The organism is Pirellulales bacterium (genome assembly GCA_036267355.1).
Classification (GTDB): Bacteria; Planctomycetota; Planctomycetia; order Pirellulales; family DATAWG01; genus DATAWG01.
This window is the reverse complement of record DATAWG010000010.1, coordinates 20146-34802: the sequence shown is the minus strand read 5'-3', so window position 1 is coordinate 34802 and position 14657 is coordinate 20146. Positions and strand designations below refer to the sequence as shown.

Below are 14657 nucleotides of genomic sequence, written 5' to 3'. Positions count from 1 at the left end.
GGTTGCCTGCCATTTGCCTGTGAAGAGGAATTCGCCGATCGGCTTTCGGCCGCGGCGCGCCCGATCGCGCTGGCCGAGTTCGGCAGGCAGTACGCTTGGGTCGGCCGGGTAGCCGATCGCCAAACCGGTCAATGCTTGAGCGTCGGCCGGAATCTGGAAAATTTCCCGGGCCCGCTCCGGCAGAATGCCGACCATCTGGTGGACGCAAATACCGCGGGCCGTCGCTTCCAAGCAAATATTACTTGATGCGAGCCCCAGATCGTGCAGCGCGCAGGCATTGGGCGTCGCGTTGCGGGCAAAGGTCAATCGCGTGCAACCGAGCGCGAGGACCGGGGCTGCCTTGGCCCACGCTTGGTTTCCGGGAACGAGGCACGAGAGCACTCGCTCGAATTCCGCGGCATTATCCTTCGTCGCCACGAGGTAGCACCACGGCTGCTCGTTGTATGACGACGGAGCCCAGCGAGCTGCCTCGAAGAGCGATCGCAAATCATCCGCCGAAACCGGAGAATCGGAAAATGCGTAGGGGCTCCAACGGTTCGCAATCAGTTCATTGATCGGATGGTCGGCCTTGATCGCTTCGGCGGGACTCATTGCTCGCTCCTTGATTGTGTGAATCGGAAGTGGATTAACCCCCATTCGACGCCGCCTGTAGCCGATACGTTACCGCATCGGATCGCGAAGAAGCAAGCAGCCCGCCGCGCTAGCAAGGGAGAGCGTTCGCCTATCGACGGCGACACCATTCCCTTGCTAGCGCTGCGGGCTCCGGAGCGCTCGACGGAAGCGGACCGATGGCCGGCTATTTTTCCGCGGTCGCCTTTTCCGCGGCGTTCGCCGATGTCTTTTTCAAATGGGCGTCGAGAAATTCGAAGGCTTCTTTTTCCGCCCGCTCGGCGTCTTTGCCGCCGAATCCATGCTTCGCCCCTTCCAGCGGCACGAGTTTCACTTCCACGTCGCAGGCTTTCAGCCGATCACGCATCCACACCGCCTGTTCGAATGCGACATACTGATCGAGCGTGCCGTGCAACAACAGCGACGGAGCGGCATCCGGAGTCACCCAGTTCAACGGGCTGGCCAACACGTGTTGATGGTAGGCCTGCTTCAAATCGCCGCCGAGCCACATCGGCAACACGACCGCCGCATCGACGCTCTTGCCATACGACTTCGTGAAATCGCTTGGACCGTAATAATTCACGACGCACGCTACGCGGCTCGACGGATCGCCGGGCGATCGCGGGCCCTCGAACCGCGGCACATCGCCGGTGACGCCCAGAAACTCCGCCAAATGCCCGCCAGCGGAGCCACCGAGCACGCCGATCCTCTCCGGGTCGATGTGGTATTTTTCCGCGTTGGCCTTCATCCAGCGAACGGCCGCCTTGCAATCGAACACGGCCCCTGGGAATTGAAACTTCGGCGAAAGCCGATAGGTCACCGTCGCGGCGACGTAGCCTCGGGCGGCCAGTTTCTTGCACAGCCCGTTGTAATCCTTGCGATCACCAGCCCGAAATCCGCCACCATGGATGCAGATCACGGCGGGCAATTTAGCCTCGGCCTGCTTCGGCGTCGCCAGATTCAATTGCAAATGCTGATTGTCGGGATTGCTATATTCGATGCCTTCTTCGAAGGTGATTTCATCGGCCGCGCGAATGCAAACGACGAGCATGGGCACGATCGAAAGCGACAACAAGGCCAAGAAAATCGGGCGCAAACGCATGGCAAGGTCCTCGGTGGGTGAGGTGGAGCGTGGCGGTAAATGGGCAGGCGCCAATTATTTCTCGCCACGCCCCACTCCGCAACCATTGTCTAGGAGTGATTGCTTGTGTCCCACGGGCTCCGCCACGTTGGTCGGTGTGGCACTGGCTGGGTCGTGTGGCACTGGCCAGCGCAGTCGGCCAGCGCCGGCCGGCGAGTTGACGTTCCGGCTCGGAGGCGTCTGGCAGGAGAACACTCGGCAAACGGCAACGTGCAATAGCGTATTGCCCACTCCAGCGGCGCTCGCACTGGCCGACTTCGCTGGCCAGTGGCACACGAAGATTCTCGTGTCGAAATACTTCAACAGGGCACGCGGTGGTAGAAATTCTCATTCGTGCGCGGCTTGCATGGTTTCGGGACGAAGAATTCGTGGTTAGAATAGCGGCTCGTTCCTGCCTCCGATTCCCGCCCCTATGCCTCAGGAGAATCCCATGCGTTTTGCCATTGCTGCGCTCGCGCTGAGCCTGCTCGCTGTTCCCGCGTTTGCCGCCGATGCGCCCGACACCAGCGGCGCCCAAAAGCTCGGCTGGGAACTCACGCTGCAATCGTGGACAACCCATGGCACCGTCGAAAAATCGATCGACTACGCCAAGCAACTCGGTTTGCACTATATCGAAATTTATCCGGGCCAGGCGCTGACGAAGGAAGGCGGCCCGAAGTGGGGCCCCGAAATGACCGATGCCCAAATCAAACAAATGCTCAAAATCGCCAAGGCCGCCGATGTGAAGATCATCGATACCGGCGTGATCGGCATTTCCAGCCAAGAAGATCAGGCTCGCAAATTGTTCGACTGGGCCAAGAAATTGGGCATTACGGAAATCGTCAGCGAACCGGAACCGCGGGCCCTGCCGATGATCGACAAGTTGGCCGGCGAATATCACATCAAGGTAGCCATCCACGACCATCCCAAGCCGAGCCGCTATTGGGATCCGGAATACACCTACGATCTGATCAAGGACCTCAAGCACATCGGCTTCTGCGCCGACGTCGGCCATTGGAGGCGCAGCGGCTTGGAGCCGGCCGTGGTGCTCGAGAAGTATGGTCAGAAGGTCTATTCGCTGCACTTCAAAGATCTCGTGCCGGATGGCCCGAATTCGCACGGCTGGCACGATGTGCCTTGGGGCACCGGTCAAAGCAAGGCCGCCGAGATGCTGAGAATTCTCAAGGAAAAGGGATTTCGTGGCCCGATCGCCATCGAATACGAATACACGTGGGACGTGCCGACGCTGCAGAAGTGCGTTGACTGGTTTTATGCCGAAGCCGACAAGCTGGCGAAGTAGCGCTGGCCGGCGGCGATCGTCAGATCGTCGATTTGCGATTGGTTGAATTGAAAGAGGGCGGGGCGCGAGCCTCGCCCTTTTTCGTTTTCTAAACGACCGGGTTGGCCGAAGCCCGCAGCGCTAGCAAGGGAATTGGTACGGAAGCCCTGTCAACAAACTTCCTTGCTAGCGCGGCGGGCTATCGGCAGTTTGGCCGTTCGGTGGTGAATCGCGATCCTCGATGCGCATTGTAAATCATGTGTCTGCAATGATTTGTATCGATTGCCGTCAGGCTGAACCTGCCTTGCTCCGGCGGGCGATTCGCGCTATAATCCGCCCGCTTTTTCGGGCTAAGTCTTTTCTGATTACGGCTTTTCTATCTCTCTTCGTCTTGCGGGTCCGGCTTTCGGCCGTTGGTCGCGCGCTCGGGCTTACGCGTCGGCAAGGTGGTCTTTGCCTCAATTCCATGTCGCTGCGCGAATCGATTGTGCATCTTCCAGCGCGTACGCGCGCCGCGGAAGCCGTCGCAATGTGGACTGCGGCGCGCGATCGTGGCGACTTGTCGTTCGGAATGCCGCTTGCGTCTTCATAGCCGCCGCGGTTTGGCTCATCGCGCTCGCCGGCGCGGCCCAAGCGCAGATGGATGTGCGTCCTGCCGATCCGCACGATCCGTTGGTCGTCAACGCAAAGCAGGCCCGACACTGGAGCGAAGGGCTTTATGATGTTTGGTGGCTATCCGGCAATTGCTCGATCACACAAGGCTCGTTTGCGGCAAACGGAAAGGAAGCCGTCGTATGGATCGAGCGGACCGGCCGCGGCGAGTTCTCGCCGCAACGGCTGACCGTCTATCTCGAAGGGAATGTGACGGTCGATACGCTCGGACCGCCGGTTGCGGTTGTGTCGGCTGTCGGAGCGCGGGGCGGAATTCCACCGGCATTTCGAGCGTCTCCACCGCCGTATAACGGAGCGCCGTACAACGGTCCGCCGTACAGTGGAACCCCGTTTGGCGGCGTTGCTCCAGCGCCCGACGGATCGTCGATGCAGGGATACATCGCTGCCCCGGTCGCGCCAGTTCTCAGCCGATTGACCGACGATCATTGGCTGGGGCAGATGGTCGCACTGGTGCCGGTAAGAATCAATGCCACAGCGATCGGTCGGGAGCCGACTCCGAAACCGCCGGTTTATGTGCATGCGATCGCGTATCGCGCACCGACGTCTTCGTTCAATGCCGAGCCGTCGCAGCTCGAGCCGGCCCAATTTGTCGAACCGGTGACGCCCGGGACAAGGGTTCCGCCGCCGGCCGCGCCGCCGGTCGGCGCTCGGCGAATTCGCGCTTTTCCCCGCACCGACATGCCGGTGCAAATTTTCTGGGCGCCGAGCGGCCCCGCCAACGAGCGCGTGGCGGTGATCAATTCCGGCGTGAATCTGATCGTCGACGGTTTGAAGGATTTCGGCTCGATCGATGTGTCGGCCGATCGGATGGTGATTTGGACCACCGGCGATCAACAGCCCGAGATCCGCGGCCAAGGGCATGTGCAATCGGAAAACACGCCGCTGGAAATCTACATGGAAGGCAACGTCGTTTTCCGCCAGGGCACGCGCATCGTGCAATCGCAGGCGATGTTTTACGATGTGAATCAGCACTTCGGGCTGTCATTGAACGCCGAGATTCTCACGCCGCTGCCGAATGCGACACTGTATCCTGGGCTGGTGCGATTTCGCGCATCGGTGCTGCGGCAAGTCGAGCAAGACCGCTATGTCGCCACCAACGCCGATTTCACCACCAGCCGCATGGGCGACCCGACCTACGACATCCGCGCCGCCACGGCCACGTTTGTCGACAAGCAGTATCCCGAAACGAATCTGTTCGGTAATCCGGTGATCGATCCGCGCACCGGCGAACCGCGCATCGAGCACGAGCAGCGGATCACCGGCTACGACGACGTGGCCTATGTCCAGGGAATCCCGGTCGGATATTTCCCCTACGCCACGACCGATCTGAAGGACGGTTTTTTGCTCGAGGAAGTTGAAATCAAGACGGATTCGGTGTTCGGCAACCAGATTTTTACGAAGTTCGACGCGTATCAACTTTTCGGCATCAAGGATCCGCCGCACGGAACAAGTTGGAACGTCAGCTTCGACGAACTGGGGCTGCGCGGTCCGGCGGCAGGCACCGAATACAAATACGACCTCGACAATTTCTTCGGCATCCCAGGGCACACGTATGGCGTGTTCGACGCTTTCTTCATCCAGGACCACGGCGTCGACAACCTCGGCGCAGACCGCCCCGACCTGGTGCCCGAGGCGCGCGACCGCGGCCGGCTTTTGGAGCAGAATCGCGAGCAACTGCCCGAAGGATGGCAAATCACGACCGAAGTGGGCTTGATCTCCGATCGCAATTTCCTGGAAGAGTATCTGCAGCGCGAGTGGGACGCGCGCAAAGATGAAAGCACCGATTTCGAATTGCGGAAGAACTCCGACAATAGTTCGTTCACCGTGTTCGGATCGGCTCGGCTCAACGAGTTCTTTACCGAAACGTCGTGGCTTCCCCGCATCGACCACACCTGGACCGGCCAGCCCCTGCTCGACGACACGCTCACTTGGTACGAACACACCAGCCTCGGTTACGCCCAACAAGGTTCGGCATCGGAACCGACCGATCCGGTCGATGCCGATAAGTTCACGCTGTTGCCGTGGGAAGTGCCGGGTGAATTGAAGGGATCGCGCGAAGCCAGCCGCCAGGAGCTCGATGCGCCGGTGCAGCTCGGCGTGGTGAAAATCGTGCCCTATGTGCTGGCCGAAGTGGCGCATTGGGACGAAGATCTCGATCATCAGGATTTGAACCGAGCGTATGGCGTTTTCGGCGTGCGGGCGAGCATGCCGATGTGGGCTGTCGATCCAACGATCCATAGCGAACTGTTCAATGTGAACGGCGTCGCCCATAAGGTCGTCTTCTCGATCGATGCCAACACGTCGCAGGCGACCGATGGAGATGCCGATCTGTTCAAGCTCCCGCTATACGACCAGCTCAATGACGAATCGATCCAGCATTTCGAGCGGCGATTCGCGTACAACACGTTTGGCACTCCGGCCGGCGAGCCGCTGCCGATCGGGATGCCCGGTTTCCCGTTGCAATTCGATCCCCGCTTGTATGCACTGCGCCGCGGTTCGGATGAATGGGTGACCGGGCCGACGGAAATCGCGGGCGATTTGACCGTGATCCGCTTCGATGCCGACCAGCGCTGGCAAACGAAGCGGGGCGCGCCGGGCGATCAGCACATCATCGACTGGATTACGCTCGACACCCAGATCGAAATCTTTCCCGATGCGAAGGAGAATTTCGGAGCGAGCCTCGGCCAATTCCAATATGATTTCCACTGGTATGTCGGTGATCGAACGACCGTCGTCTCCAGCGGCATCACCGATTTCTTCGGCGATGCGGATCGCGAATTCACCGTCGGCGCGTATCTGAATCGCACGAACGAAGGAAATTACTACGTCGGTTACTTCTATCTCGGCGGTCCGATTTCGCAGCAAACCGTCAACACCTCGGTGACTTATCGGCTGAGCCCGAAGTGGGCGACCACGATTGGAACGTCGGTCAACCTCGTTCCCAACAACGACCTGACGGGAAGCCTGCTGCTCACGCGAATCGGCGAATCGTTCTTGGTCACTATCGGCGTTTCGGCCGACGCCAGCACGGGGAGCGTGGGGGCCAGCCTGCTGATCGAGCCCCGCTCATTCGGCAAGCCGCGATTGTCTCGCAGCGGCTTCGACGTCGGCACCGCCGGCGCCCAAGGGCTCGAATAATTCGACGATCACCCGGGGAAACGAGTGGATCGCACGCGAGCTACAGCACGGTCGATCTATTTCGTCCGCACGAGATAATAAATCGTCGCGGGCCGGAGCGTGATTGAATCGGCGTGGCCTGCGGGCTTCGGATTGTCGCCGCCGTGGTCGAGCGCAAAGACTTCGAGGCTCGCCGCATCGGGACGTTTGAATTGCACCGTGCCGGAGATGTTATGCACAAGCCACGGGTCATGGCCGATGTCGACGATCTGCTGCACGCCGCCACCAAGCGGAACGGTTTCGAAATCGGTCGCTTTTTCTTCCGTCATTGCTTGCAGCAAAATGCGGCTCGACGTGGCGAGCGGCTGGCCGTCGAGGCTCACGGCCACGATGTGCCCCAGCGGCAGCTTCGATGCGATCGATAGATCGGCGAGTTCGGTTTTGCCGGCAGCGTCGAGCGCTCCGCTGATGCCCTGGGCCGCCGGTGCGTTGATAACCAAAAGCCCCTTGCCGTAGTCAAGCTTCAATTCGCCCGTGCTGGCCGTGACCGTTTGATGGGCGCGATCAATATATCGCCGGAGATCGGAAAATTCGCTCGGCAATCGCTCGCTGCTGAAATTCACGTTCGTTCGCCCCGCGAAATGAACCAGTGGATCGATCACATTCGTCGGGCTCGGGGGCGTACCCGGCGGAACGTCTTTGAGCCGCAGTTCGTCGAACGATGCATCTTGCGGCAGCGGAGTGCCACCGAGATTCAGCAGATCGTCGAGTTTGAGATTCAAATTCACGAGCATTTTCCCTTCCGACACCAAGCCCCGGCGATAGATGAGCGCGGCGGCAGGAAATTGGCCCATCATGGCCGGCGTCATCACGCTCCAGGGCTGCATGAAATAGCCCGGCTTGACGCTCCAACGATCGCCGTCGAACGCAAAATGGACGATGCAATCGCTTCCTTGCAGCGCTCCATAGGCGGCATAGTACAGCGGCGCTTCCGAACGATATCGGTTTGGCCGATTGAACGTCGTTTCTGAAATCATCGAAGGCTTGTCGTCGTAGCTCGGATCCATCACCGAATTCACGAACGATTTTGCCTTTCCTGGCTCGGATGGATCGAAGCGAAGCGCGCTGCGGTCGCTATACGAATGGCCGTTTTGGATCGACCAGCCGGAGTTGTCGCCTTTGTTGTTGCAGTCGAAATAGCCGTGGCGATCGATGAAATCCGTGACGGTGTAGGAGTATTTTTCCAGCGGGCCGAGCACCTGCGGGCTGGCGGTCGTCCAATTCGAGGCCGTGATCAGTCCCTTGAAGCCGAGGCTGCGGATGAACTTGTACGTGTCGGCATAAAAATTGCGCTGGCTTTCGACGAGAAACCGCACCGTGTCGCGATCGCGCGGCGATTTTTCGGTGAACATATTCCACCACGGTCGAAAGCCCATGCGGCCCTCGGCCAGGTTGTCGCGGCCATCTTTTTGGCCCTTCCAGGCCGCGAGGGCTTTTTCCAACGAGCCATGTTTCGCCTTCAACCAATCGCCGAACTGCGATTCGAGAATCTTCAATTCCGGATCGGGGATGTTCGCGGGGCTGAATGTCCAAAACAAATACGAATCTTCGTTGATGATTTCGATGCCAAACACGGCCGGCTCGTCGATCAACGGTTTGCCGGTCGTCGGGCTGGGAGTGGTCAACAGGGCTTTGACCCATTCGCGATACTGGGCTTGAAACTGCTTATCGAAATAAAGCGCCGCGAACGGGTGTTTGCTGCCGTCGTAGCCGGTGAGAAACTTATTGTCGGGTTTGGGGCTCAGCCAGAGCGGGAAATAGATCGACAGGTGCGTGTAAATTCCGGCCGGTTTCATCGATTCGACGACATCGATCGCATGCCGCACCTTGGCGAGATCGACGTTGCCTTCGGCATCGGCATATCCGCCGGAGTGGAGTCGCACGAGATTCACGCCGTATTTCGCCAAAATGCGCCCGCATTCGCCGAGCGATTTGCGATCGTTCAAGTCGCCGGGGGGGCCATTGACGGCCCAAAACCGCACCGCTTCGCCCGTCTTGCTATGCACGAACCGTGAACCGTCGGTCTTGATAAACCCCCCTTCGCCCGCGAAGCGCTCGTTCAAATCGCGCAGATCGATCGCCGAGGGGCGATCCAGCAAATCGGTGCGAGGAGTGAACGCAAACCAATTCTTGTCGTCGGCGTTCTTCGACACTCCGCTCGCTTCGCCCGGCTTGTGGATGCCATTGGGCCGGAAATGGTCGTTCGAGAACACGAAGCAATCCAAATAGCCATGGTTGCTGTTCTTGCTGTCCATGCGGAAGCGGATCGAATTCTTGCCGGCAGCAATTTTCACCGAGCCGACTTTGAACCAGGCGATGAACCGCAGGTCGGGCTTGCCGTCGAGGGCGACGTTGCGGCTATCGATGGCTTTGTGTTCGCTCAGATCGATGGGCGTCCAAGAATTGTTGCCATCGAGTCGATACGACATGCTGGCCGCGATCGGATTGGCACGAACCCAAAATTCGTAGCTGCCGGCCTTGGCGGCCTTGAATTCGTATTCCGCTTCGCCGGCTTTCTTGTCGCTGAAATTGCTGATGAAATCGCCGCCGGAAAACTGATCCCGCTTCACTTGGTCGTACCACCATGGATGCCGATTCATCGTCGAATGAACCGGCTTTTCCCCTTCGAGCCAAATCGTTTCGGCAAACCCATGCGACGGCAATAAGCTGACTATTGCAACGATCGCGATCGAACCAACCAAGATGCGGCGCACAACAGGCGAGAAATTCATGGCAACTCACGGGTGGGAAAGATTGGGCGGAACAGCTATCGGCGGAATCGCAAACGCCGTTCGAAACGGCAGCGAAGCGGCCGCGGTCGGTGGGTTCAATTGTGCGCTGCCGCCCGCGAATAAATCAATGGCATCGCCTCGGCTGGGCGTTCGCGATTCCTTTGTTCGGCTAGCCGTGGCGCGAAATTATCGAACGCTTCCGCGCACGCGACGGCGCTGAAATACAAACGGCAAGCAAAGACCGGCTATTGCCAGCAACACCAGTGTCGCGGGTTCGGGAACGGCCATCGGCGCGCCGCCCGCATCGGTAGAAAAATACGGTCCCGCCGATTCAGCAATGCCTGTCGGGCTTGTGCCCGATTGCGATTCCAGCGACAGCAGCGAGCTTTCCGCCGTCGAGAGCATTGCTTCGAGCCCAGTCGAGTCGGTTGCGGCATTGTCGGACAGTTGGCTGAGAATTGCGACGCGGGCTTCCAGTTGTTCGATTGCGCCGCTCGGATCGGAAGCAGACGAGGTTGGTTCGTCGGCAGCAGGCAAATCGCTATTCAAGGCGGCGCTTGATTCGCTAGTTGCTGCGAGCACACCTGCGAGCGAGAAGCTTATCTCACCGCTGGAATCTGCTGAACTCGACTGACTCGTGCTGGTGACGGTGTTCGCGGGGCTGATTGTCACCGTGCCGCCGGCGCCGATCGAGAGCGTGTTTTGCAGAATCTGCTCCGCGGTGAGCGTCGCGCCGGGGGCGACGATCGTGTCGCCGGTGTACGTTGTCGGCCCGGAAGTGGACGCTGTGCCGGTTATCGTGCCGACGGTCTGATTGCCGGCGGCGATCACCAGTCCGCCGCCGCTAGCCGCAGATCCGTTGTTGACGATGGCTGCGCGATTGCCGCTCGACGGATCGGAGAGCGCCGATACACTGCCGGCCAGTTGCAACGTGGCTGCCGGAGCGATGGCGACCGTCGCGCCGCTGCCAAGGCTTACTGTGCCGCTGCCGGCGGCAAGCGTAATTTGCAACGTGCCGGAGGCAACCTGCAGGGTGCTCGAATTGCCGAGCGTGAGCCCGGCGCCGCCAAGCGTAGTGAGCCCCGGACCGGCAACGGTGAGCGTCGAGCCGGTGGAAACGGACACGCCGCCGGTGAGCGTCACCTGGTCGCTGCCAGTAGTCGACGAGGAAACAATTTGCCCGCCGCCGCTGCCGACGTTGATCGCGCCGCCGTAAATATTGTTGCCCTGGGCGCTGTTCAATTCCCCTGCGGCGCCCGAAATGCCGGTGCCGTAGAGATTCAAGGGAATCGAACTGCCGCCGGTTGCCGTCAGGCCGAAGGTTTGTTGGTTGCCTGTGGATTGTTGCAATTCGAGCGCCGCGCCGGCAATGACCGACGCGCCCGAAGAATTTCCGAGCGCCGTCGGGTTTTGCAGATTCAGCGTGCCGGCCGCGACGACCACGGCGCCGGTGAACGTGTTGGCGTTGGTGAGCGTGACGGTGCCGCCGATGGTTCCGTTGCCGTAGAGTTCGATCGTCGCGCTGCCGCCGATCGGTCCGCCGCTGATCGTATAGTCGACTCCGCCATTGGCAGCGCCGGTGTTGGTGAACATCACCGCCGCCGGCGCAACGCCGTCCGAGCCGATCACGACCGATGCCAAGCCCTTGGTATTGCGAACCAGGGCGCCGGTGCTCGAGTTCGGGTCGGTGTCGCCAAACGTGACCGTATTGCCATCGACGTAGTAGTTTGACGACGCCGTGCTACTGGACCAGTTGTAGGTGTTGGTGGTGTCCCAGGTGTTGTTCGTTCCTCCCGTCCATGCGAGCAGCGCGGTCACGGCGAATTGCGATGCACTGAAGACGACTGTTTGTTGGAGAGGGATTCCCGAGTAGTCGTAGCCTTGCACTGCAAACTGGTTGGTGATTGAGTTGTAGGTCACCGATGGCGACCCCATCAGATCTCCCTGCGTGTCGTAGGGAATACTGTAAACAACTGGACCGCCGCTCGGGCCGATCACCTCGATGCCGCTCGGGCCACCGGTGAAGAGGTAACCGCGTGGATCGACGAACATGCCGGCGCCGCTATTATTGGAGTCCGACTGGCCATCCACGACCGTGCCGGTGCTCCACTGCTGCGCGGCGCCGCTCTTGAGCGATTGAAACAAGCCGCTAATGCTGAACGAATTGATATCGCCCGATTGTCCCCCATAACCGACTCCCACGTCGAGCGTGTAGTTGCTCCAGTTGGTGCCTGAAATGGTGATGGAGGTGCTAGCGCCGGGGACGGCGGCGACAATGGGGGTGACGGCGCCGGTGGCCGCATTGAACAGATCGACCTCGCTGCCGTAGTTCGTTCCCACGTCGAGGAGAAAACTCCCCGTCGAACTGGTCGATTTGCACGACGCCGGTAGAGGAATCATGTCGAACGTTTCGGAATCGGAGCCAATCGGCGTGACGGTCGTGCCGCCGGCGATCGGTATGGCGAACAACAGGCCATTGCTGGATTGGTCATATCCTCCGGCACCTTCGCTCACGACAATGTACTGGCCATTAGGCGAGAAGTTGATCGGGCCCGGATCGGAGCCGAAGGGGCTCGGCCCGCTGCCCGACGTGATGCCGCCGATCGTGACCGGAGCGTTGGAACTGAGCCCGGCGGTTTGCTCATAGATAGAAGTTCCGTCCCAGATATAGAGTTGCCCATTCGGGCCGAACCGAATGCTCGAGGGCGAGTAGCCGGTGGAATTGGCGGCGGAGGGCGGAATATTGAATTCGGCCAATGAATTCGGCGGCGGCATCAGTTGCTGCGCAATCGCCGAACGGGCGTTCGAAAGCAATAGCACAGCGCCGAACAAGTAGAGCGGCACTGCGACCACCGGAGCGTGTCGAGCCAGTCTGTTGCAGAGCGGAAACATGGCGGATCGCATAAGGGTTAGACGTAAGTCATTGCGGGATCACGGATTGCTCTTACGAGCAAGCAGCGATTTTCCCGCGGCGAATCCATATTATGATTGCAATGGCCGCCAATGCCAAAACCAGGGTCGACGGTTCCGGAACCGGCTGCACGTCGTTCAACACCGCGATGCCGGCAAAATTGAAGCCGGCCGACGATCCCGAAAACGTGCCTTGGGTCGAGGTTGCTCCCGGAGCATCAAGAATTTCATTCCCATTCGAATCCAAAGTGTCCCATGCGTCGGCCATCTTGACTTGCGTAATGTCGTTCAGTTCCAGAAGCCCGTCCTCGATCGCCGTCGGATAAAGAACGATCAGTTCGCCTAAATCAAACGGCGTCCCAAATCCGGTCGCATATTTTCCCGCGAGATTATAAAGATTCGACGCATCGAAAGACTCGTAGTAAGTCGTTGTTCCGAACGTTTCCCCTCCCAACTGACTTTGGCCAAACGTCGTTGGAAATGAATAGAAGTTCACTCCGTTGCTACTCACCGAAACGGTCGCGACTTTAGAATAGGCGTCGGGCCAAGATGGCGATAAGAACCCGTTCGAAAAGACCGCGAAGTCGTTGCCGGGGCCGTCCGCGATGGGGCTTGGGAAACTCACAGTGATCGAACCGTCTTCGCCCAGGCTGACGACATTCAATCCGCCAACCGTCAAGGCTGGCGATCCGCCCGACATCGACGGTATGGCTCCAATCGGCGCTGCCGTGGTCGAGCTTAACGCCACGGACGGATTGTTATCGGAGGGGGATGATTTCAAAGCGTAGCTTCCTGTCCCGTAGCTCGGAGTTCCGACCACTGCTGACGCCCACTCCAAAATATTTGGACTGTTCCACGGCACCGCGGCATCGGAACCCGAGGGAATCGTGTATCCAGGCGATGAACCGGACGGTTCGACTTGGGCCGCAAACGGCCCCGATTGCCCGAAAAGGGGGCTCGTGACAAGAATCAGAATCGAAGCGAAGACAAAACGCATTAGCCGCTCCTTTCAAAGAAAAAACCGAATGTTGGACTTCTTCGGAATTGGACTTATTGCCCCGCAAGGGCCGTCGGATCGCCGCCTTCGCGGGTGCATAAGGGGGCTAAAACGGTCGTCGAAATCGTGTCGGCGGCGAAATGGACCGAACCGTCGCACATCAGCACTTGCGCTCCGCCCGGATGGTCGCTCCACATCTCGTTCCACTGCACGACGTTGATCGAGCCCGATTGATTGAAAATGTTCAGGCCGTTGGCCCATTGGCCGTCCATCGTGTAGTCGCGGCCAGAGTCCTCGGCCACGAGAATCACATGCGATGTGCCACCGGGGATTTGCGAAATGGCGATCGGCTGGTCCCAGATCTCGACGCCGTTTCCGACACCGACACAGTTCCAGCCATACATTCCGCCATAATCGATACAGGCCATCCAATTCGAATGCGGCACGCTCGGCGCTCCGGTGATCGCGCCGATCCGGTTCGATCCCAGTCGCGACGTGCTCGGGCACAAATAAATCGGCAGCACCTGTGTGGTCGACGCGAGATTGGACGAGGCCGCGAACGAAAGGTTCAGGTTGAACGACTGCCAGGCGCTCGGCTCTTCGATGAACGGCAGCAGAAAAATGCTCCATGCCAATTGCCGGCCGTTAGGATTCGTGGCGGTGACATGGTCGGTGATGCCCGGCGGAAAGTGCTGCTGGGCGTTGTGAAGCGCGAGCATTCCGATGCCGATCTGCCGCAGATTGTTGCTACACGCCGTTCGCCGGGCCGCTTCGCGTGTGGCTTGCACCGCCGGCAGCAATAGGGCCAACAAGGTGCCGATCACCGCGATCACCACCAGCAATTCGACGAGCGTGAACGCCGATCGCGGGCTTATGCAAGCACATTTGAGGGAACGCTCCTCGGTTCTTCTGCACCGAACCGGATGGAGGGCGCCGCGGAGCGCAGACGGCACACGGAGTGTGCCTGCTACAACCTGCGCCCCCTCGTCCCCGGCCCCTCCGCAAGGTACGAGGCGGCATCGTGTCGAAATTTCGCGGCAGACTGCCAACATCGCGACTCCGCGCGCGGTCCACAGCCGCCGCCAAAGCGCCGCGCTTCCGCCGCGCGATCGAGCGCATGCGGTCAAGCGATTCGGCGCAGTCGGGAGCAACGAAGGATCG

The 14657-nt window shown here is 59.9% G+C and carries 8 protein-coding genes; 2 read left to right on the top strand and 6 right to left on the bottom strand.

Annotation, left to right across the window (positions count from 1 at the left end; all coding sequences use genetic code 11):
* Together VHX65_02425 and VHX65_02420 are read right to left on the bottom strand one after the other, a co-directional pair.
* Positions 1-591, bottom strand: a 591-nt coding sequence (locus VHX65_02425) for a nitroreductase family protein (GenBank protein ID HEX3997384.1), incomplete at its 3' end; no start/stop codon positions are given.
* Positions 592-796: 205 nt separating this feature from the next.
* On the bottom strand, positions 797-1711 hold the full coding sequence (locus VHX65_02420) for an alpha/beta hydrolase (protein HEX3997383.1): 915 nt from the start codon (positions 1709-1711) through the stop codon (positions 797-799).
* 469 nt (positions 1712-2180) lie between these two features.
* On the opposite strand from VHX65_02420, the gene VHX65_02415 reads away from it, so the two are divergent.
* Both VHX65_02415 and VHX65_02410 read left to right on the top strand, forming a co-directional pair.
* Positions 2181-3029, top strand: coding sequence for a sugar phosphate isomerase/epimerase (locus VHX65_02415; protein ID HEX3997382.1), 849 nt, complete (start codon positions 2181-2183; stop codon positions 3027-3029).
* A 618-nt stretch (positions 3030-3647) separates the two neighbouring features.
* On the top strand, positions 3648-6818 hold the full coding sequence (locus tag VHX65_02410; GenBank protein HEX3997381.1) for a hypothetical protein: 3171 nt from the start codon (positions 3648-3650) through the stop codon (positions 6816-6818).
* 56 nt (positions 6819-6874) lie between these two features.
* Here VHX65_02410 and VHX65_02405 read toward each other — a convergent pair whose 3' ends face one another.
* The 4 genes from VHX65_02405 to VHX65_02390 form a co-directional block, all read right to left on the bottom strand.
* Positions 6875-9589, bottom strand: coding sequence for a hypothetical protein (locus VHX65_02405; GenBank protein ID HEX3997380.1), 2715 nt, complete (start codon positions 9587-9589; stop codon positions 6875-6877).
* Positions 9590-9775: 186 nt separating this feature from the next.
* Positions 9776-12481, bottom strand: a complete 2706-nt coding sequence (locus tag VHX65_02400) for a PEP-CTERM sorting domain-containing protein (GenBank protein ID HEX3997379.1) — start codon at positions 12479-12481, stop codon at positions 9776-9778.
* Positions 12482-12533: 52 nt separating this feature from the next.
* Entirely contained in the window at positions 12534-13496 is a 963-nt protein-coding gene (locus tag VHX65_02395) for a PEP-CTERM sorting domain-containing protein (protein ID HEX3997378.1), read from the bottom strand.
* 53 nt (positions 13497-13549) lie between these two features.
* On the bottom strand, positions 13550-14548 hold the full coding sequence (locus VHX65_02390; GenBank protein HEX3997377.1) for a DUF1559 domain-containing protein: 999 nt from the start codon (positions 14546-14548) through the stop codon (positions 13550-13552).
* Positions 14549-14657: the final 109 nt, after the last annotated feature.